Source organism: Prosthecobacter sp. GW821-HT29F12 (assembly GCF_058803405.1).
The window spans coordinates 4,432,153-4,451,384 of the sequence record NZ_CM179517.1 but is presented as its reverse complement, the minus strand read 5'-3'; the positions used below and the strand labels follow the sequence as shown (position 1 = coordinate 4,451,384).

Genomic DNA, 19,232 nt, shown 5'->3' with positions numbered 1-19,232 from the left:
GAAACACGTGATCCGTTATCGAGTGTCTAGAGGTGGGCGTGAGTTGAGAGGCCTGCGGAAGCGGTAGCGGCGCTTCCTCCTTCGCTCTGCGAGCTACGTAGGACAGGCTGTTCCTCGCTTCGCAACCGCAGTCCAAAAGATTTGCGATGGACGCTGCCAATGAAAAAGGGCAGGTCCGAAGACCTGCCCTGATGTGATTCAATGATGAAGGGTGCGATTACTTCACGATGCCGAGGAGCTCGACTTCGAAGATGAGAGGGACGCCTGGGCCAATGCCGCCGCTTGGGCTGCCGCTGTCGCCGTAGGCGAGATCGGAGGGGATGACAAACTTCCACTTGGAGCCGACGGGCATGAGCTGGAGACCTTCGGTCCAGCCTTTGATGACTTCCTGCAGGCCGAAGGTGGCGGGCATGCCGCGCTCGACGGAGCTGTCGAAGACGGTGCCGTTCACGAGGGTACCGTGGTAGTGAACGCTGACGGTGTCGGTGACGGCGGGCTTGGGTCCGGTGCCTTCCTTGATGATTTCATACTGGAGGCCGCTCTTGGTGGTGGTGACGCCTTTGCGCTTGGCATTTTCGGCGAGGAATTTCACGCCCTCTTCCTTGGCGGCGGCCATTTTCTGCTTCACAGCGGCTTGTTCAGCGCGCTGCTCAGGTGTCATGTTGGCTTCAGCCTTGGCCTTCATGAAGATCTCAAAGGAGGCCATGGCGGAAGTGAGTTCTTCCTCGGTGTAGGCGGGCTTGTCAGAGCCGGGCTTCACGGTGTGGGTGATGCCGGCGATGAATTTTTCGATGTCGATCGGGATGCCTTCGCTGGCGAACTGCTGGCCGAGGCCGGTGCCCATGGAATAGCTGGAGCTTTTCTTGGAGGTGAGAGCGTCCTTGACGCCTTCGGTGAATTCCTTGAGGTCAATTTTCTCCTGCTGCTTGAGGATGGAATTGCCGACGTTTTTGCCGATGAAGTAGCTGACTTTGTCCATGGGGAGGGAGGGGGAGGCTGCGGGTGCGTCGGCCGGCTGCGCGGGCTTGACATCTTGAGCGTGAATGAGTGGTACCGCAGCAAGTGCGGTGCAGAGCAGGGCGATGGTGGGTTTCATATTGGAGGCGCGGAGACTACCCAGTGGCCTCATGCGGTCAATGGCGGCCTTGGCGGGGCGGGAAAAAGCCGTTTGACCCCGCCCCCCCCTTGAAGCACTATCGCCGCCCCTCTAACCAGAACTTATATGCCCGCGAAAATCTATACTGAAAAAGACGCCAGCCTTGCACCGCTCAAAGGCAAGACCTGCGCTGTGATCGGCTTCGGCTCCCAAGGCCACGCCCACGCTCTGAACCTTAAAGAGAGCGGCGTCAATGTGATCATCGGCCTCTACCCCGGCAGCAAGAGCCGCGCAGTGGCTGAAGAAAAGGGTCTCAAGGTCTATGACACCGCTGAAGCCGTGAAGAAAGCTGATGTGATCTTCGTCGCGGTGCCGGACACGAAAATCGCCGCTGTGTTCGACAAGGACATCAAGCCATTCCTGACCAAGGGCAAGACCCTGCTGTTCAGCCACGGCTTCGCCATTCACTTCAAGACGATCACCGTTCCTGCGGACGTGAACGTGATCATGGTGGCTCCGAAAGGCCCAGGCCACATCGTGCGCCGTCAATACACCGAAGGCAAAGGCGTCCCCGCCCTCATCGCCATCTATCAGAACGCTGACAAGCAGGCCAAGAAGATCGCTCTTGCCTGGGCGCACGGCATCGGCGGCACCCGTGGCGGTGTCCTCGAGACCACCTTCAAGGAAGAAACCGAAACCGATCTCTTCGGTGAGCAGACCGTGCTTTGCGGCGGCGCCAGCGCGCTGGTGCAGGCAGGCTTTGAAGTGCTGGTGGAAGCCGGCTACGCTCCTGAGATGGCCTACTTCGAGTGCTTGCACGAATTGAAGCTCATCGTCGATCTGATGAACGAGTCCGGCATCGCCGGCATGCGTTTCTCGATTTCCGAAACCGCCAAGTGGGGCGACGTGAAGGTCGGTCCGAAAATCATCGACAAGTCGGTGAAGAAGCGCATGAAGGAAGCCCTCAAGGACATCCAGTCCGGCAAGTTTGCCAAGGAGTGGATCCGCGAGACGAAGACCGGCTACAAGAAGTTCAACAAGCTGCTCAAAGACGGCGAGAAGCACCCGATCGAGAAGACCGGCGCACGCCTCCGCAGCCTGATGCCGTGGATCAAGAAGCGCGACATCAAGGGCCAGCAGGCCAGCTACTCGTAAGAGTGGTGGAAGACGGTGCCGCTGGCGGGATCGTCAAAAAATCAAGAAAGGCGCGGACTGGAAACGGTCCGCGCTTTTTTATGCCCGCATGTCTGCCTGCGCCTGGGCGGGGGTACGGAAGAGGACCGCAACGCAGAAGGTGACGACGGTGCCAAACATGATGCGCCACGGGAACTCGATGACGGGCACCCAGTCGGCATGTTTCCAGGTGCTTTTGGCATTGAAGAGCTTCAGCACATCGATGTCCAGGCCGCTGAGGTAGGCGACGACGATGAAGCCTGCGAGCATGGCGAGGATATTGCCAAAATCATTGCCACGGGAGCGGGTGAAGAGGCCCACCATGAACACACCGAGCAGCGAGCCGTAGGTGTAGCCGAAGATGCCCAAGATAATGGGAAGGATGCGGAGTGTGGGATTATGTGCGGTGACCCAGGCGGTGCCGAGCGCAACGGAGATGAGCAGGGCGGCGAAGAGAACGGTGCCAAAGCGCAGCACGCGCACGCGGCCTGCGTCTGTGGCGGGCTCGCCGAACCAGCGGAAGTGGAAATCGCGCACGTAGCTAGTGGCGAGGGCATTGAGCGCAGTGCTCAGGGAGCCCATGGCGGTGGCGAGGACGCCTGCCAGCACGAGACCACGAATGCCAGCGGGCATGACGGTGAGGATGAAGTGGGGGAAGACCTTGTTTGCGGAGACGATGCCGGATTCACTGCGTGGCAATGTGAGGTCCGGATTCTGCTGGTAGTAAACCCAAAGAAGGATGCCAATGGCGAGAACGACGAGCGTGATGGGCACATCTGCCAGGCCGGAGAGGATGGTGGCGACGGCGCTCTGCTTTTTGTTTTTGGCGGTGAGCATGCGCTGCACCATGTCCTGGTCTGTGCCGTGCGTGGCGAGAGTGACGAAGGTGGAGCCGAGGAACGCGGCCCAAACGGTGTACTCCTGTTCGAGGATGCCTTTGATGTTGCCCCAGACGCCTGCGCCCTCCTTGAAGCCCCAGTCCCAGAAGAGCAGGTCTTTGTCGCCGGTGAGCAGTTTGGTGGCACCGGCCCAGCCGCCGGGGATGTGGCCGAGCAGATAGAACAAGGAAAAGCCGAGGGCGCAGATGAGGACGATGATCTGAATCACATCCGTCCAGATCACGGCGCGAATGCCGCCGATGGAGGTGTAGAGTGCGGTGGCGAGTGTGACGAACACCAATGCGCCGCCAGTGAGGAAGAACTCCTTGGTGGGAGACAAGAATTCGTTGGGATATTGCAGATGCCACAGCAGAACCAGCAGCATGCTGGGCACCCAGAGTCGTGTGCCGCTGGCCAGCGTGCGGGTGACGAGAAACACGGCGGACGTCAGCCGCCGCGTGCGGGGGCCGAAGCGCTGGCCGAGGAATTCATAGATGCTGACGACATTGTGCCGGTAATAGGCAGGTATGAAGACGGCGCTGACGACCACGCGCGCAAGCAGATAACCGACAATGAGCTGGATGTAGGTGAAATTGCGCAGTGCAAAGCCTTCGCCCGGAGCGCCGAAGAAGGTGCCGGCACTGATCTCCGCCGCGAGGATGGAGGCGAGGACGGCCCACCAGGCAATCTGCCGGTCTCCGAGCGTGAAGCCTTCCACGCTGTCGCTTTTGCTGCGCTGCGACAGACCGATGCCGATGATCAGGGCGAAGTAACCGAGGATGACGATCGCGTCGAGGAGGTAAGGCATGGCGTGTGTGGTGCGAAGTCTCGCTGCAAAGCACCACACACGTCAAGAGAACAGCCTGCGGCTGTGGAAACTAACCCGGGGCGGGGACAGGCCCGTGGTGCGGGTTATTTGGAGACGACGTTGGTCTCCAACTTTGGCAAGGCGCGCACGATGACGCGTTCTTCAACCGAGGTGCCGCGGGGGGACACGATGGTGATTTCCTCGTACACTTTGCCGATGTCCTTGTTGGTGAGCGGATGATGGATCAGCCTGCGCGTGGCAACGGTGGTGTCTCCCAGAGCTTTCACCGTGACGTTTCCAGTCTGTGTGGGAGTGGCGGCGCGAGCATTTTCAGCCCGGATTTCTGCACGAGGGGCGGCGCACTGGGTCAGCAGGATCGTGGAAAGAGTGAGGGCGGAGAAACCGAGGGTGGTGAAGAGGGATTTCATGGTTGGATGAGGGGGCTTAATTTCAGCACGAAGCTGAGGCGGGATTGGACGCGGCAGCGTGGAAGGCGTTCAAAGTTTAGAAAGTATGCATTAGTCATTTTCATATGTGAGAGCGCCGTCTGACCGGATTTTAGTCTTGCTTCACCATCCCATCATCCGCATGATCCTACACGCCCATGCATGAAATACGCCTATCCTTGGTGATGTCAGCTGTCTGCCTGCTGGCGTGGGCTGGCTTGAGAGCCGAGTCGCCGAAGGCGGAGATGGCGAGTGAGAAGGGGCGCTTGATCGCTCTTCATCGGCATTACCAAAGCGCGGCCGCCATGTCTGCCCAGGGGCGGCTGGTGGAGGCGGAGGCGGAACTGCGGGTGATCGTGTCCACCTGCAGGGAGGTGTTTGGCAAGGAGCATCCGGACACGCTGACGAGCCGGAGCGATCTGGCGGCCACGCTGGCCGGGGAGGGCAAGTATGCCGAGGCGGAAAAAGAAAACCGTGTGGTGCTGGAGATCCGCCAACGTGTGCTGGGCAAGGAGCACCCGGACACGCTGCTGAGCCGGAACAATCTGGCGATGACGCTGCAGGAACAGGGGCGGCATGCGGAAGCGGTGCGCGAGTATCGTGCGGTGCTGGAGGTGCGGCAGCGTGTGCTGGGAGAAGAACATTCGGACACGCTGGACAGCCGCAACAACCTGGCGACGGCGCTGAATGACATGGGCAGGCATGCGGAGGCCGAGAAGGAACACCGGGCGGTGCTGGAGCTGCGCGAACGGCTGCTGGGTGTGAAGCATCCAAAGACGCTGGCAAGCTGCAACAATCTGGCGGCGGTGCTGCAGGAGCAGGAGCGCCATGCCGAGGCGGAGCAGGAACACCGCAAGGTGCTGGCGCTGCGGGAGCAAGTGCTGGGAGCCAAGCATGCGGATGTTTTCATGAGCTGTTTCAATCTGGCTTTGTGCCTTGAGGCGCAGGCCAAGCACAAGGAGGCGCTGGTTTTCATGGAGCGCGCGCAGGCGGGCTTTAAAAAAGGCCTGGGTGAGCGCCATCCGTACACTCAAGCTGCAGAAGAGTGCCGGAAGCGGATCGCAGCGGAGATCAAAAAATAATTGTCTTTGCTGAAGGCATTCTGCTGCAAAAGCTCTCGCGCCATGGCAGGTACTCGTTAACATCGGCCCCCAATGTCAGCCGTCACCTTCGTCAAAGAACTGCGCCATAACTGGAAGACCATCGGCGCGGTGGCGCCCTCAAGTACGGCGCTGGCGGAGCGCATGATGGAGTCTGCGGGGGTGTGGAAGTCCAAACGCATTCTTGAGCTTGGCCCGGGAACGGGTGCTTTTACCGGAGCCATTGCCGACGCCATGCCGCATGGTGCGGACTATGTGGGCATCGAGCTGATCGACAGCTTTGTGCAGCAACTGCGGCCACGGTTTCCGAAGATGCGCTTTGAGTGCGCCGGTGCGCAGGAGTTTGATTTCAGCCAGGTGCTGCCAGAGGGAGAGAAATTTGACACGATCGTGAGCGGCCTGCCGTGGACGGCGTTTCCGCGCGGTTTGCAGGAGGCCATTTTGAACAATGTGCTGCCGCACCTCGCGCCGGGGGGATGCTTTGCGACTTTTGCGTACTGGGGATTTCACAAGCTGCCGGGCGGCAGGCAGTTTCGTGCGCTGCTGCATGAGATGACGCATGGCGTGGAAACCAGTCGCATCGTGTGGGGCAATGTGCCGCCGGCGTTTGTGTATCTGGCGCGGAAAAAGTGAGCGGGGTTACTCCGCTTTCTTCTTTTTGCCTTTGCCCTTTTTCTTGGGTGCTGCGGTGGTCTGCTGGTCGTTCTTCGTGGGCATCGGTGCTTTGATGGCCTCGCGCCATGCGATCATTTTGGCGTGGAGTTCCTTGGTTTTTTCGGGCTGCTCGGCGGCGAGGTTCTTCTGTTCGCCGATGTCATCCTTGAGGTTGTACAATTCGAGGCGGCCGTCTTCGAAGAACTCCATGAGCTTCCAGTCACCTTCTTCGATGAGACCGACGGGAGTGGTGCGCCAGGTGTTTTCTCCTGCGCCGAGATAACCGGGGAAGTGCTGGTAGATGGCGTCGCGCTTCAGGTTGGCGGAGGCATCGCGAAAGAGTGGGACGAGGCTCTCGCCATCGAGGGGCTGATTGGCGGGAGGTGTGGCTTTGCTGATGTCGGCGAAGGTGGGGTATAGATCCACGTGGATGGTGGGCACATCGCTGCTGGAGCCGGGTTTGGTGACGCCGGGCCAGCGGACGATGAAGGGGACACGGGTGCCGCCTTCGTAGAGGCTGCCTTTGCCGCTGCGGAGCGGGGCGTTGTCGGTGATGTCGCCGGCTTTTTTGAGGCCTTCGCGGGCGTAGCCACCCACGCCACCGTTGTCGCTGGCGAAAATGAGGACGGTGTTGTCGGCGAGCTTGAGTTCATCGAGCGTGGCCATGACGCGGCCGACGCTTTCGTCCACGCTGGCGATCATGGCTGCGTAGACCGGGCTGTGATGACCGCCGACGGGGGTCTTGTCCTTGAAGCGGGCGGTGATTTCATCCTTGGCATCGTGCGGGGAATGGACACCGAAATGGGGCAGGTAGAGGAAGAAGGGCGCGTCTTTGTGGCGCTGGATGAAATCGACGGCTTTGTCGGTGAGGAAGTCGGCGAGGTATTCGCCTTTGGGGTATTCGACTGGTGGCTGAGTTTTGAAATCGAAGTGCTTGCCCATGGTGACGATGGCCTCGTCAAAGCCGCGCTGCCCGGGATGGTAAGCGTCTTTTTCGCCGAGGTGCCATTTGCCGAACATGCCGGTGGCGTAACCGGCCTGCTTCATGGTTTGCGCGATGGTGATTTTTTCCAGGGGCAGCTGCTGTGCGTTGTCCACCGGGCGCAATGGGCGAGACTCCCATCCAAAGCGGTCGATGCCGCCCACGGTGTAGACACCGGTGCGTGGGGCATACTGGCCGCTCATCAATGCAGCGCGTGTGGGCTGGCAGTTCTGGCAGTGGTGGTGACGCGTGAGCTTCATGCCCTGGGCAGCCAGTTTGTCGATGTTCGGCGTCTCGTAGTATTTGGAGCCGAAGCAGGCGACGTCCGTGTAGCCGAGGTCATCCGCCAGAATGAAAACGATGTTGGGCGCGCGATCTGCGGCGCGCAGGGAGAGGGTGAGGAGGAAGAGGCAGAGCAGGTGCTTCATGGGCCCGTGAACGGCTGGTACAGCCGCGAGATTGCATGATTTCAGCATCGACAGCCGCAAACGGAGCCGCTTTGATCGGCGCATGTCCCGGCTACATCTGATCCTTCCATTCCTGACCGCGCTTAGCTTCGCCGCCGATGTGGCGATCAAGCCCGGTGTGCGTTCGCCCATTTCCTTCAAAGTCTCGCCACAGGTCTCCGACAATGCGCAGATCAAGATGCGCATGCATGCGGCGGAAACGCCGCCGCCCTACGACGTGAGCATGGAGAAGTTCGACATCATCGTGCCGAAGAAGTACAAGAAGGGCGATCCGCATGGACTCTTTATCTGGGTGAGTCCGAGTCCCGCGCCTTCGATCTCGCCTGAATGGGAGGCCGTGCTGGCGGAGAAGAAGCTCATCTTTGTGGGAGCGCATAATTCCGGCAACAACCGCGAAGTCTTTGCACGCATGCGCATGGCCGTGGATGCGAACGACAACATGCGTGAGCTTTACGATATCGACGACAAGCGTGTGTATGTCTCGGGGTTCTCGGGTGGCGGGCGTGTGGCCAGCATGTTGGGCGTGACGTATGCGGACATGTTCACCGGGACCATCGCCTTCATGGGCACGAATTTTTATACGGACATCGTCACCCTGGACAAAAGCGAGGTCTTTGAGGCGCGGTACATTCCGCATGAAGAGATCGCTGCGCTGGCGAAGGACCAGTGCCGTTATGTGCTGGTGACGGGAGAGAAGGATTTCAATCTCAAGAACACGAGCGCGGTGTTTGAGAATGGTTTTAAGAAAGAGGGGTTCAAAGCTGTGGAGCTTATGAATATTCCCGGGCAGGGGCATCAGCCGCCGAAGGCGGAATGGCTGAAGAAGGCGATCGAGTTTCTGGATGCTGGCAAGACGGTGAAGAAGTGATCAGCGTAGGATGGGCGTGGCGGCATTTTGTGTCACCGCTACGCGGTTCCATGACATTTGGATGACGGGGGCGACGCATTCCGTGGGTTGGCACCCACGGCTACGATTGTGCCAGCCCTACGGGCTTTCGGAGAGAGACCTGCGATCCAAGAAGTTTGTGGCGAACTGGAGTGAGCGCATTCAGCTCACTCCAGAAACTCAGCACAAGCTTTTCAATAATGCTTAATCCTTCCTCTTCAACTGCGGGAAGAGAATGACGTCGCGGATGCTTTCGGCGCCGGTGAGCATCATGATGAGACGGTCGATGCCGATGCCGATGCCGCCGGCGGGGGGCATGCCGTGTTCGAGGGCGAGGATGAACTCTTCGTCGATCTTCTGGGTCTCTTCGCCGGCCTGGTGCTCGAGGCGCTCGCGCTGGACGATGGGGTCGTTCAGTTCGGAGTAACCGGGGCTGATTTCCTGGCCGTTGATGATGAGTTCGTACACGTCCACGATGGAGTCGTCTGTGGCGTTCTGTTTGGCCAGGGGGACGAGTTCCTTCGGGCAGTGGGTGACGTAGAGTGGATCGAACTGCTTGGCTTCGATGAGGCGCTCGAAGACGTGCTGGGTGACTTCGTAATCTTCAAAGTTGGCTCCGATCTCAACGCCGAGCTCCTTGGCGCGTGCTTTGCGCTCTTCGGGTGTGTATTCATACCACTTTGGATCGACTCCTTTGAGGAGGTCGGTGTAGCGAGTGCGCTTCCATGGACGGGAGAGGTCGATGGACTTGGTGACGGCGCCTTCTTCGTCTTTGTGCTCGATCTTGAGACCGCCGCAGAAGTTTTCGGCGAGGTGGCAGATCATGCCTTCGACGAGGTCGGCCATCTTCTCGAAGTCGGCGTAAGCCCAGTAGGCCTCGAGCATGGTGAACTCGGGATTGTGACGACGGCTGAGGCCTTCGTTACGGAAGTTGCGGTTGAGTTCAAAGATCTGCGTGAAGCCGGCGACGAGCAGGCGCTTCAAATAGAGCTCCGGCGCGATGCGCAGAAACATCTGCTGATTGAGTGCGTGGAAAAAGGTTTCGAAGGGCTTGGCTGCAGCGCCGCCGGGGACGTCCTGCATCATGGGGGTTTCGACTTCGAGGAAGCCGCGCTCCTGCATGTAGCTGCGGATGGCCGCGACCATCTTGCTGCGGGTCACGAAGATCTCGCGGCTGCGGTCATTGGAAATGAGGTCGAGGTAACGCTGACGGTACTTGATCTCCTTGTCGGTCACGCCGTGCCACTTGTCGGGCAGGGGGCGCAGGGCCTTGGACAGCGGGGTGAGCTTCTTGACGTGGATGGAGTTTTCGCCGCGCTTGGTGACGAAGGTGAAGCCTTCCACGCCGACGAAGTCGCCGATGTCGATGAGCTGATTGAACTGAACGTAGGCTTCGTCGCCCACGTCGCCCTTGCTGAGGTAGCACTGCATGCGGCCGGTGATGTCGCCGATGTCAAAGAAGGTGGCCTTGCCCATCTCGCGGCGAGAGAGCACGCGGCCAGCGACTTGAACCTGAAGCTCTTCGAAATTCGACTTCATCTGCTCTTTCAGAGCGCCGGGCTGATGCGTGGTGTCAAAGCGGCCGCCGAAGGGGTCCAGTCCGGCCTTCACCAGTCCATCGAGCTTTTCGCGGCGGAATTGGAGGAGTTCGGACTCGGAATGTTCTGGGGCTGCGGGCGTCGGTTGCATGGTCGTACGGATGAGTGGGCCGTGTTCATAGCCGTTTCCGGGCGCATTGCCACTGCAAAAGCCGGTCTTGAAGCCCCCGGGGAGAGGCATGCATCCCGCACATCGCTGAGAAATTGCCAATCCATGGCGGACCGCTATCATTCAAGCGCATGAAGCCGTTGATCACGTTGTCCCTCGCCCTGGTTGCTTTTGCCGGTGCTCTGGCTGCCCAGGAGATTCAGAAATTCGCCTCGGACATCACGAACATCACGTGGGATCTGCGCGGCACCGCGAATCTCAAGCACCTGCGATTTGACGGCGAAAAATTCAGGTCTCTCAGCAATGATGGAGAGCCGCAGAGCGCATTCGATCACGCCTTGATCGATGCGGGTGTCTTTCGCTTCGATTATGGCAAATCGAGGTCAGGCTGGTATTTGGTGACGGATGATCTGAAGCAAATCATGTCGGCCTATGTGATCAAAGAGGTCACTTTCAAACCGGAAAAAAGCGGCCAGGCCAAACCCGTGAAGGATTTCCCGCAGGACGTCAAGAATGTGGTCTGGGTCGGGGAGCGTGACCATCTTCCCGCCAAGCTGCGCTGGAACGGGACAACGCTTGAAGTGGGCGTCAAAGACCCGCACTGGCAGGTGAATTTTGTGCAGCCGGTCATCGCCAACCGGCGGGCCTTGGAGTTTCAACTCGACAACAAGACGACGGTCTGGCTCGTCTTCTCAGCCGATGGATCCACGGCATGGTGGCTGACAATCACGGACGTTTTTGGCGGGCACCGGTCAGGACTGCAAACCGCTGACGCCCAAATCCCCGGACTCAGCCCGCGGCAAAACGATCTGGCAAATCACGCCCAGGATCTGATGAAAGCGGACCACCCTATGACTGCAGCAACGCTGGTGCGGGAGCTGGAGCGGAAATGCGCAGGTAACGCAGAAGCGCTGGGACAATTGAAAGCACGCTTTGCGCCTCTCAAGCGGTAGGAGGTTTGAGGCATGCGCTCACCGTTTCTGATTTCGCGTCATCAATGGGAAGAGCTGCTGGCTCGCTTGAGCACTCCTCGCTTTGCGACTGCAAAAGACGCCTGTGGCTTGGAGATTGCCAGACGCTGTCTGGAATGCCAGAATCGGCCCCCATGAGACCGCTGCATGCCGTTTTTCTTTCTCTCTTCGCTTTCGCCAGTCTTGCCCAGGGCCAACAAAAGGAATGGCCTGAGGTGGAAAAATTTGCCACCTCGATCACCAATGTGCTTTGGGATCTGCGGGGGACGAACTCGCTCAGGCATCTGCGTTACGATGGTGAAAACATCTTTCCGGTGACGGGGAATGGCATGAATCAGAATCCGTACAAGGAGCATGCCTTTGTGGATGTGGGGGTGTTCCAGCTCGTTTTCAGCGATACCCGGGCCGCATGGTATTTTGTGAGCGACGACTTGAAGCTCATCACCCCGATCAACATCAGCGAAATGGTGGAGCTGAAAGCCGATGCCGGAACTGCCATCAAGCCGGTGAAAAATTTCCCGCAGGACATTCAGAACATCGTTTGGGTGGGCAGGAATCAGAAAGCCGAACTCAAGCTGCGCTGGAACGGGAAGGAGCTTGAGGTGGGTGCTAAGCAGGATGCGTGGATCGTGCAGAAGGTGGACGCCGTTGTGGCCAACCGCCGAGTCTTGGAAGCTGGCGGCGAAAATAATGTCTTGTTCTGGCTGGCCGTTTCTGAGGATGGCTCCGAAGCCACGTGGCTGACGGTCGACAGCATTTTCGGCGGCCATGCCCGGGGGAATCCAGGCAAGGCATCCCAGACTGCCGCGACCACCGGCCTTACCCCTCAGCTCAATGATCTGGCCAATCACGCCGAAGACCTCATGAACGCGGGTGACAAAATGCGTGCCGCGACGCTTTTGCGTGAACTGGAACGCAAAAACGCCGCCAACAAGGATGCGCTCAAAAAACTGCAAGTCCGCTTCAAGGCACTGAAGTGAGAGGAAGGGATAATGAATGACGTGCGTTCAGGCTCGCCGTCGTAAATTTGGGAGTGAAGGGAATTTCTGTGAAGCAGGCATGCTTCGGGGCTTGTTGTGGACGCTGCTGGTGGAAGCTGAGCGCGGCGGAGTGCTGGGTTTGCTTCCTGGCTTTTGATGACACTACCCAAGGTCGCCTCGCCGAGGCTTCCTCCTTCGCTCTGCGAGCTTCGTAGGACACGCGGCTGACCCTGGGCTGAGTCCCCAGCCCTTTCAGGGCTGAGATGAGTTCGAAAACGGTTTTGTTAAAGAGGGACTCAGTGGAAATGCGATGCGAAGGAAATTTCAGAAATTCGGTGAGCGGGCATTACTTCTGATCGTAAAACGGGAAGAGCTGCTTGATCTCGGCGGCGCTGGGGCGGCGGCCGTATTCGCAGACTTCGAAGGTCTCGGCGTATTTCACGGCCTTGCCTTTTTCTTCACCGTAGAGTTTGATGATGAGGGGGCGGTATTTTTCGGCTTCGCTGCTTTGGCGGGCGCCCCAGCGGCGTTTGAGCCAGGCGCGGCGGGCGACTTCATTGTCGGCAGGTGGGACGTCTTTTGCGACGTATTCGGCGGAGCCGCTGGCGCCGCCTTCGTAGGCCTGGGAGGTGAGCTCGTGGAGGCCGTCGAGTTTTTGCTCGAATGAATCGTCCACGCTGACGGCGATGTCCGGCGTGAAGGGGTAGGGCTTTTGAAAGCCGTCGCTGGAATAGAGGAAGACGGGGTTCTTTTTCAAAAACGGCACGTCAGGAACAATGAAGGGGACGGTGACCATGAAGGCGGCGTCCTGGATCAGCACGCCGACATAGCGATGGTCCGGATGATAATCCCAAGGGCGGTGGGCGATGACGATGTCCGCCTTCCACTCGCGAATGACGCGGGTGATGAGCTTGCGGTTTTCGAGGGAGGGAAGGAGTTCGCCGTCGTGGATGTCGAGGACCTGGGAGGTCACGCCGAGCTTTTTGGCGCAGGCCGCCACTTCTGCGGCGCGGCGCTGGGCCAGAGGGCCACCGGCATCTTTCCAGTGGCCGATGTCGCCATTGGTGACGGACACTAGTTTTACGTGGTGGCCCAGGCGGGCCCATTTCACGGCTGTGCCTGCGGTCTTGTATTCGGCATCATCGGGATGGGCGCCGAAGACGATGATGCGCAGCTTGCCGTCGTTTGGATCCTCCGCGTGGAGGGTGAAGGTGGCGAAGCAGATGGCGAGAGAGAGAAGAGAGCGAATCATGGCGGCAGGAGTACGCCGCCATGACATAGACTCTCTCGGCTCAAGCCTCTTCCGCCTTGGGTTCTGGCAGCATGAAGCCGATGAGGAAACTCAGCACCACGATGGCGGTGGCGACGATGCCTGCGGCTTTGGCCACATGCATGGGCAGCATGGGGCCGCTGCCGGCGAGCATGGGGGCGACGAGATTGGTGGTGACGAAGGCCATGCTGGTGCCGATCATGCGACCGCCGACATTCGTGGCGAAGCTGCCGCCGGTGCCGCGCAGATGCATCGGGAACACCTTGGGCAGGTATTCACCGAAGTAGCTGAACTGAGCGACGGTGAGGAGTCCGCAGACGCCATAGGCCCAGAGGAAGCTGTTGCCGCCCTGCTCAAAGAAGTAGAAGTAAGTCAGCGGCAGGATGATGAGCGCGGGGACCTGGAAGACCTTTAACAAGGCCACGCGGCTGATGCCGACGATGAGGAGGATGGCCAGAGCGATTCGGCCGACGAGGCCGCCCATTTCCTGGTAGAACTGCACGGTGTCGGCCATCTTTTTCACTTCATCGTTGATGGGCTTTTGCTGGCCGAAGTTGGCCTTGATCTGCGCGATGAGTTCTTTGCGGGCGGGGTCGGTGGCAGGGAGTGCATTGAGCTGCTTGTTGAGGTCTTCACCGGCCTTGCGCAGTGGTGCCAAGGCCTTGGACTGCGCTCTCAATTCCGGCAGGCCGGGAGTCACGCGTGACACGGTGACCTGGAGCGCGCCGAAGGCGATGCCGTAGGCGCAGGCGGACAGGGCGGCTGTGACCAGGGTGACGCGGCGGAGCTCGGGGGCAAAGAGGGCGGCGAAGCTGGGGCGCTTGAGCGTGCCTGCGGCTTTCTTTTCCTTCCAGGCCTGGGATTCAGGCACAAATGGCAGGAGCAGTGCGATGGGGATGGCGGGAAGGATGCCCGTCATGAGGAGGTAGCGCCAGGTGGAGGGATCGTTTGATCCGAGACCGGCAGGCAGACCGATGTGCGGGAGATCCACGCCGTGCTTGTTGATCCAGACACTGACGAGCGTGACAAAAACACCGCCGAGCGAGGCGAAGGCCTGCGTGATGCCCATCCACTTTTCCTTCTGCTTTTTATCCGAGAAGACTTCCGCGAGCCAAGTGATGGCGGCGACGAACTCGACGCAGACGCCGATGAAGGTGGTGCTGCGGAAGAAGACGAACATGCCCAGCGAAGTGGAGTAGGCGGCGCAGAAGGGGGAGAAGGAGTAGAGGAAGATGCTCAGTGCCATGATCTTCTTGCGGCCGAATTTATCGACCAGCCAGCCGCCGAGCAGGCCAAACACGCCACCGCAGAGTGCGGCGATCCAGAGGAGATTGCCCACCCAGGTGGTCACGATGGGGTTGTTCATCGGGAGCTTGAGGAGTTCGGCGATGGCCGGGGCCGCTACGAGGGGCGTCATCAGCAGCTCATAGGTGTCAAACAAGAAGCCAATGCTGGCGATGATGATGATGAGCCAGTGGGTGGTGGTGAATTTGGGTGCGGGAGAGGACATGGCGGGTCGATGCTGTCAGGAGATGGGAGGCAAGTCAACGGGCGGCGTGGGCGGAATTCATCAACGGGATTGCCGGTGGGCAGACATCCTACAGGTGTCGGAGTTTGGGCTCGACAAATCCGACATTTGTCGGCAAACTCGCGAAATATGGCTAAAAAATCACTCCCGCCGTTGTCCGCCGCCGAGCAGGCGCTGATGGACATTCTTTGGAAAAAGCATCCGCGCAGCGTGCTGGAACTGCTGGAGGCGGTGAATCAGGGGAGAAGCGATCCGGTGACGCGCAACACGCTGCAAACGCAGCTGACTCGGCTGGAGGCCAAGGGATGGATCAACCGGGATGACTCGAGCCGGAGTCATGCGTATGAGCCGGCGGTGCCGGAACAGCGAGGACGGACCAGTGTGCTGGTGGATTTGAAGCAGCGCTTTTTTGGCGGGAGCAATCTGGCGCTGGTGCGCTGCCTGGTGGAAAGCGGTGACATCAGCGAGGAGGAGCTGGCGGAACTGCGCAAGTATGTGCGCAACAGCACGGGGAAGAAGGGGGAGGAGTCATGAATGCGGAGACGGTCAGCACGCTGAATTTTTTGGTTCACAGTCTTGTGATTGGCGCGGCGGCGTGGCTTCTGGTGCGCTTTGTTATTCGCGATGCGCTGCGGCGCTGCATTCTGGCGAATCTGGCGGTGCTGATGTGTCTGTACACGCCCTTTGACATCAGGGTGCAGGACCTGCTGCCGAAGAAGGAGGAAAGCGTGCCGGTATGGACGCCGATCAAGGAGACGTTCAAGGCGGACTGGAGGGTGAGTGTGGCGCCAGCGAGTGTGCCGAAGGTGGAGGTGGCTGCTGAGAGGCGAGGCTGGGATGTGGATGATGTGGTGAGTGTGCTGCGCTGGTTGTTCTGGCTGGTGACTGTGGCCTTGTGGGCGCGTCTATTGTACCAAAGTGTTCGCGTGCAGCGCTGGGCGTGGCGGCTGCGGCAGCCTGCGTCCATAGAGTACGACAAACTGCCGGAGGACTTGAAGCGAGATCACGTGCGTGTCTTTGACCAGGAGGGGACGCCTTGTGTGGCGGGCTGGTTTTTTCCAGTGATCGCGGTGCCGGTCTCTGCTTTTGGGAAGCTCACGCCGAGGCAGTGGCGGTGGCTGCTGCGGCATGAGGGGGAGCATCTGCGCCTGCATGACACGGTGGTGGTGCTGCTGCAAAACATCGTGCGTGCTTTCCTGTGGTGGAATCCTTTCGTGCATGCGCTCGTGGAGGAATATGCCCGGGCGCGTGAGGAGATGTGTGATGCTGCGGCTGTGGGTGAGGGGTGCGACCATACGGCCTATGCGGACTTTCTGCTGACGTGGGCTGACCGATCTGCGCCGCAGCAAGAGTTTGTGATGGCCATTGCTTATTCACGACCTGCGAAGAGGCTGAAGGTACGGCTGGTGGCGTTGATGGAGGCTCGGGGGGGGAGGAAGAAGCTTGGGGCGCTGTTTGTGCTGGGCTGCCTTGTGTTTGCGGTGGTGGCTCCGCTGATTGCGGCGTCGTTTGGGATTGCGACGGCGGCTGCGCAGGTGACGGTGAAGACCAAGGCGGATGATGGGGCCATGCACACGCGGGCATACAGAGTCAGGCCTGATTTTCTGACGGCGGCGCAGGTGCAGGAGGATCCTTTTGCGCCGGGAAAGGCGGCAGCAACTGATGTCATTACCCGGAAAACCGCCCGCGATTTGCTGGAGGATCGCGGCATTCCTTTTCCTGAAGGGGCCAGCGCTCAATACAACCCTGTGACCGCACAACTGATCGTGCGTCATTATAAGCAGGCACTCGATCAAATCGAATCCATCGTTGACGAGTCTAACAAGGTGACGCCGCTGGTCTATTTTCAGTGCAGATTGATTCAAGCGGGCAGCTATTTTGGGGTGCATGGAGGCATTTTAAAGCCTGATGAAGCCAGGGAGCTTTGGCGGCAGGTGTCGCAGAAGAAGGGCATCGACCTGGCAACCCTGCCGGCTATTACGACCAAGTTTGGGCAGGATGTCACCAACGAAGTTGTGAAGGAGGTGCTTCCTGAGAAGCTAAAAGACGCGACTGTCGGAAATGCTCTCAAACTCATCGGGCCGAGCATCGAGATCGCCGCCCATTTGGCGGGGGATGGCAAAGCGCTGGTCGCTGCAAAAGTGGGGCTGGGCGTTGACCCAGATGGGGTGCATCCGTGGCTGCCCCAAAAGGGGGACAAGCCGGTTTGGGATCGAGTGCAATTTTACACAGCGTCCGCACAGGCGGAACTGGCGAGCGGTGAGACCCTCGTGACGCATCTCGCAACGCCGAAAAAAAACGTCACCGTGCTCATCACCGCCGAAGCGCTGAATCCGACGGGCGAGAAAGCTGCCAGTTTTGAACCGACCGCCGCGCCGCGGTTTTCCAGCGCAGGCATCGATGTGCCGGACAAAAGTGAGAACGAATGGAGTCAGCACGTGTACCGGGTTCCTCCGAATTTTCCAAAAGACAAGCCGCCCATGGAGGTGCTCCAAGACGCAGGCATTCCATTTGAAAAGAACGCCTCGGCGGTGCTCAAGGATGGAAAACTCACGGTGCGCAACACCAAGCCCAAGCTGGATCTCATTGATGTCTGGGTCTGGCAGCTCCATCAGGCTGCGGTGAAAAGGAGCGTTATCGTCACGGTACATGCCGCAGAGATGAAGGGCGATTTTTTGAAGCTGGCTCGAAACTGGATTCCTGTGCCGCCCAGCGATCAAAAGCCCGCCGCCCCCATGGACCCGCCGCCGTTATCCATTGCGGCGTCAGCTCCATCCGAGGATGTGCTGCGACAGTTCACCGTGGCTGGTGTTTTCACCAACGATCAGTTTGCGACGGTGCTGCAGCGGATGGCCGAGAGGGCAGACTATCATCTGAACCTCGAAATCTTGAAGCCGAAAGGCGATCCGGAATCCATGCCGCTGGCGTATGTGCTGCCCGCCTTCATGGGCGGCAGCGGGATGACTGTGGAGGCGCAGATCGGCGGGGATGGAGGCACCCTGAATTTCACGGTCAGCAACGATCCCAACATGAAAAGACGTTTCTCCACGGCATTGAGCACTTGGGACGGACAGACCTTCGTCATGGCCGCCCAGCCGACTGAAGGTATGTCGCGCCTTCTGTTTATCACGGGACAAATGATCGCGAGACCGATCAAAGAAGAGGAGAAGAAAAAGTGAAATCAGGTTTTGCTGCTCATAGGGGCCGCCTTCATCATGCGGCCTTATGTTTCACGACCTGACCTCTGCGCCTGCCACTGATCCGACGAGCATTTACCGCTACCGCGACTGCCTGTATGGGGCGGATATGGTGACGGCGGCACTGAGTGTGGATTTCTTTACGTGGCTGTCGGCGAATCCGTCTTCGCTGGCGGGCATTTGCGGGCACTTTGGATTTACGGAGCGTCCGACGGATACGATGATGACGTTGTTTGCGGCGAATGGCTGGGTGGAAAATGTGGGCGGTGTGTTTCAGGCGACGGAGGTGGCGCGTGAGTTTTTGTGCGCGGGGCCGGTGTGGGAGGTGAGGCCTTACTTTGCCTCGCTGCATGATCGCCCGATTGCGCGCGACTTTTTGGAAGTGCTGAGGACGGACAAGCCGGCGGGGTGGAGTGGTGACAAGGCGGCCTTTGACTGGCACAAGGCCATGGAGCAGGAGGACTTTGCGCGGAAGTTCACGGCTGCGATGGACTGCCGCGGCGTGCTGCTTTCGCAGGCGCTGGCGAAGAAGCTGGATCTGAAGGGACGAAGCTGCGTGCTGGACATTGGCGCGGGGTCGGGTGTGTATGCGTGTGCGATCACGGCGCAGCACAAGCATATGAGAGGGGTCGCGTTTGATCAGGCGCCGGTGGACCGCATCGCGGCCAAATTGATTGAAGAGCGCGGGTGTGCGGAGCGAGTGAGCGTGGCGACGGGCAACATGTTTGATGGCATGCCTGCGGGGTGCGATGTGCATCTGTTTTCCAACGTGCTGCATGACTGGGGCGTGCCGGAAGTGAAGAAACTGCTGGCGGTTTCACATGCGGCGCTGCCGGCTGGCGGGCTGCTCATCATTCATGATGCGTTCATCAATGCAGACAAAACAGGGCCGCTGCATGTGGCGGAGTATTCATGCCTGCTGATGCATTCCACGCAGGGGAAATGCTACAGCACGAGCGAGTATGCAGAGCTGCTGGATGAAGCGGGATTCACACCGGGTGAGTATCATGACACGGCGGTGGCGCGTGGATTCATGACAGCGATTCGACGTTAAAAATTAAATTGTGCAAATAAACCGAGTTGTCGTAT

16 protein-coding genes are annotated in these 19,232 nt (G+C 59.4%); 9 read left to right on the top strand and 7 right to left on the bottom strand.

Annotated features, from left to right (window positions below; all coding sequences use genetic code 11):
* Window positions 1-217: 217 nt before the first annotated feature.
* Window positions 218-1,096, bottom strand: a complete 879-nt coding sequence (gene bamJ / locus AC3RLQ_RS18245) for a BamJ family beta-barrel-assembly machinery protein (RefSeq protein WP_493030085.1) — start codon at window positions 1,094-1,096, stop codon at window positions 218-220.
* A gap of 126 nt (window positions 1,097-1,222) precedes the next feature.
* Here bamJ and ilvC point away from each other — a divergent pair, with 126 nt between their 5' ends.
* Window positions 1,223-2,251, top strand: a complete 1,029-nt coding sequence (ilvC, locus tag AC3RLQ_RS18240) for a ketol-acid reductoisomerase (protein WP_461528188.1) — start codon at window positions 1,223-1,225, stop codon at window positions 2,249-2,251.
* Window positions 2,252-2,329: 78 nt separating this feature from the next.
* Here the strand turns inward: ilvC and AC3RLQ_RS18235 are convergent, their stop codons facing one another.
* Window positions 2,330-3,955: a sodium:solute symporter gene (locus AC3RLQ_RS18235; protein WP_493030084.1), complete on the bottom strand. Its 1,626-nt coding sequence runs from the start codon at window positions 3,953-3,955 to the stop codon at window positions 2,330-2,332.
* A gap of 104 nt (window positions 3,956-4,059) precedes the next feature.
* Window positions 4,060-4,383 carry a hypothetical protein gene (locus tag AC3RLQ_RS18230; RefSeq protein WP_493030083.1) on the bottom strand — a complete coding sequence of 108 codons (324 nt, stop codon included), beginning with the start codon at window positions 4,381-4,383 and terminating at the stop codon, window positions 4,060-4,062.
* 176 nt (window positions 4,384-4,559) lie between these two features.
* On the opposite strand from AC3RLQ_RS18230, the gene AC3RLQ_RS18225 reads away from it, so the two are divergent.
* Window positions 4,560-5,483 (top strand): tetratricopeptide repeat protein, encoded by a 924-nt coding sequence (locus tag AC3RLQ_RS18225; RefSeq protein WP_493030082.1) that lies wholly within the window; start codon window positions 4,560-4,562, stop codon window positions 5,481-5,483.
* Window positions 5,484-5,555: 72 nt separating this feature from the next.
* Window positions 5,556-6,134, top strand: a complete 579-nt coding sequence (locus AC3RLQ_RS18220) for a class I SAM-dependent methyltransferase (protein WP_493030081.1) — start codon at window positions 5,556-5,558, stop codon at window positions 6,132-6,134.
* A 6-nt stretch (window positions 6,135-6,140) separates the two neighbouring features.
* On the opposite strand, the gene AC3RLQ_RS18215 is transcribed toward AC3RLQ_RS18220, so the two are convergent.
* On the bottom strand, window positions 6,141-7,565 hold the full coding sequence (locus AC3RLQ_RS18215) for a sulfatase (protein ID WP_493030080.1): 1,425 nt from the start codon (window positions 7,563-7,565) through the stop codon (window positions 6,141-6,143).
* 82 nt (window positions 7,566-7,647) lie between these two features.
* Here AC3RLQ_RS18215 and AC3RLQ_RS18210 point away from each other — a divergent pair, with 82 nt between their 5' ends.
* A complete protein-coding gene (locus tag AC3RLQ_RS18210) occupies window positions 7,648-8,472 on the top strand; it encodes an alpha/beta hydrolase family protein (protein WP_493030079.1) in 825 nt (274 codons plus the stop codon).
* A gap of 222 nt (window positions 8,473-8,694) precedes the next feature.
* Here the strand turns inward: AC3RLQ_RS18210 and lysS are convergent, their stop codons facing one another.
* Window positions 8,695-10,269, bottom strand: coding sequence for a lysine--tRNA ligase (lysS, locus tag AC3RLQ_RS18205; protein WP_493030078.1), 1,575 nt, complete (start codon window positions 10,267-10,269; stop codon window positions 8,695-8,697).
* Window positions 10,270-10,328: 59 nt separating this feature from the next.
* Between lysS and AC3RLQ_RS18200 the strand changes: the two genes are divergently transcribed.
* Both AC3RLQ_RS18200 and AC3RLQ_RS18195 read left to right on the top strand, forming a co-directional pair.
* Complete coding sequence (locus AC3RLQ_RS18200) at window positions 10,329-11,150, top strand: hypothetical protein (RefSeq protein ID WP_493030077.1); 822 nt, start codon at window positions 10,329-10,331, stop codon at window positions 11,148-11,150.
* A gap of 152 nt (window positions 11,151-11,302) precedes the next feature.
* Complete coding sequence (locus tag AC3RLQ_RS18195; protein WP_493030076.1) at window positions 11,303-12,148, top strand: hypothetical protein; 846 nt, start codon at window positions 11,303-11,305, stop codon at window positions 12,146-12,148.
* A gap of 346 nt (window positions 12,149-12,494) precedes the next feature.
* Here AC3RLQ_RS18195 and AC3RLQ_RS18190 read toward each other — a convergent pair whose 3' ends face one another.
* Both AC3RLQ_RS18190 and AC3RLQ_RS18185 read right to left on the bottom strand, forming a co-directional pair.
* A complete protein-coding gene (locus AC3RLQ_RS18190) occupies window positions 12,495-13,400 on the bottom strand; it encodes a PIG-L deacetylase family protein (protein ID WP_493030075.1) in 906 nt (301 codons plus the stop codon).
* 40 nt (window positions 13,401-13,440) lie between these two features.
* The gene (locus AC3RLQ_RS18185) at window positions 13,441-14,928 is read right to left on the bottom strand and encodes an MFS transporter (RefSeq protein ID WP_493030074.1); all 1,488 of its coding nucleotides are present in this window, start codon (window positions 14,926-14,928) and stop codon (window positions 13,441-13,443) included.
* 147 nt (window positions 14,929-15,075) lie between these two features.
* On the opposite strand from AC3RLQ_RS18185, the gene AC3RLQ_RS18180 reads away from it, so the two are divergent.
* Genes AC3RLQ_RS18180 through AC3RLQ_RS18170 form a run of 3 tightly spaced genes read left to right on the top strand, consistent with a single transcriptional unit; the run spans window position 15,076 to window position 19,197 of the window.
* Window positions 15,076-15,480 (top strand): BlaI/MecI/CopY family transcriptional regulator, encoded by a 405-nt coding sequence (locus AC3RLQ_RS18180; protein ID WP_493030073.1) that lies wholly within the window; start codon window positions 15,076-15,078, stop codon window positions 15,478-15,480.
* Window positions 15,477-18,125 carry a M56 family metallopeptidase gene (locus tag AC3RLQ_RS18175; protein WP_493030072.1) on the top strand — a complete coding sequence of 883 codons (2,649 nt, stop codon included), beginning with the start codon at window positions 15,477-15,479 and terminating at the stop codon, window positions 18,123-18,125. The genes AC3RLQ_RS18180 and AC3RLQ_RS18175 overlap by 4 nt, the downstream gene beginning before the upstream one ends.
* 46 nt (window positions 18,126-18,171) lie before the next feature.
* Window positions 18,172-19,197, top strand: a complete 1,026-nt coding sequence (locus AC3RLQ_RS18170; protein ID WP_493030071.1) for a methyltransferase — start codon at window positions 18,172-18,174, stop codon at window positions 19,195-19,197.
* The last annotated feature ends 35 nt before the right edge of the window (window positions 19,198-19,232 follow it).

What these genes read in the sequence shown, in the direction of transcription:
- AC3RLQ_RS18215 (WP_493030080.1), bottom strand. Translation starts at nt 7,565, where the DNA reads ATGAAGCACCTGCTCTGCCTCTTCCTCCTCACCCTCTCCCTGCGCGCC.
- AC3RLQ_RS18235 (WP_493030084.1), bottom strand. Translation starts at nt 3,955, where the DNA reads ATGCCTTACCTCCTCGACGCGATCGTCATCCTCGGTTACTTCGCCCTG.
- AC3RLQ_RS18170 (WP_493030071.1), top strand. Translation starts at nt 18,172, where the DNA reads ATGTTTCACGACCTGACCTCTGCGCCTGCCACTGATCCGACGAGCATT.
- AC3RLQ_RS18210 (WP_493030079.1), top strand. Translation starts at nt 7,648, where the DNA reads ATGTCCCGGCTACATCTGATCCTTCCATTCCTGACCGCGCTTAGCTTC.
- ilvC (WP_461528188.1), top strand. Translation starts at nt 1,223, where the DNA reads ATGCCCGCGAAAATCTATACTGAAAAAGACGCCAGCCTTGCACCGCTC.
- AC3RLQ_RS18200 (WP_493030077.1), top strand. Translation starts at nt 10,329, where the DNA reads ATGAAGCCGTTGATCACGTTGTCCCTCGCCCTGGTTGCTTTTGCCGGT.
- AC3RLQ_RS18175 (WP_493030072.1), top strand. Translation starts at nt 15,477, where the DNA reads ATGAATGCGGAGACGGTCAGCACGCTGAATTTTTTGGTTCACAGTCTT.
- AC3RLQ_RS18190 (WP_493030075.1), bottom strand. Translation starts at nt 13,400, where the DNA reads ATGATTCGCTCTCTTCTCTCTCTCGCCATCTGCTTCGCCACCTTCACC.
- AC3RLQ_RS18225 (WP_493030082.1), top strand. Translation starts at nt 4,560, where the DNA reads ATGCATGAAATACGCCTATCCTTGGTGATGTCAGCTGTCTGCCTGCTG.
- AC3RLQ_RS18180 (WP_493030073.1), top strand. Translation starts at nt 15,076, where the DNA reads ATGGCTAAAAAATCACTCCCGCCGTTGTCCGCCGCCGAGCAGGCGCTG.
- AC3RLQ_RS18195 (WP_493030076.1), top strand. Translation starts at nt 11,303, where the DNA reads ATGAGACCGCTGCATGCCGTTTTTCTTTCTCTCTTCGCTTTCGCCAGT.
- AC3RLQ_RS18230 (WP_493030083.1), bottom strand. Translation starts at nt 4,383, where the DNA reads ATGAAATCCCTCTTCACCACCCTCGGTTTCTCCGCCCTCACTCTTTCC.
- AC3RLQ_RS18185 (WP_493030074.1), bottom strand. Translation starts at nt 14,928, where the DNA reads ATGTCCTCTCCCGCACCCAAATTCACCACCACCCACTGGCTCATCATC.
- AC3RLQ_RS18220 (WP_493030081.1), top strand. Translation starts at nt 5,556, where the DNA reads ATGTCAGCCGTCACCTTCGTCAAAGAACTGCGCCATAACTGGAAGACC.
- lysS (WP_493030078.1), bottom strand. Translation starts at nt 10,269, where the DNA reads ATGCCTCTCCCCGGGGGCTTCAAGACCGGCTTTTGCAGTGGCAATGCG.
- bamJ (WP_493030085.1), bottom strand. Translation starts at nt 1,096, where the DNA reads ATGAAACCCACCATCGCCCTGCTCTGCACCGCACTTGCTGCGGTACCA.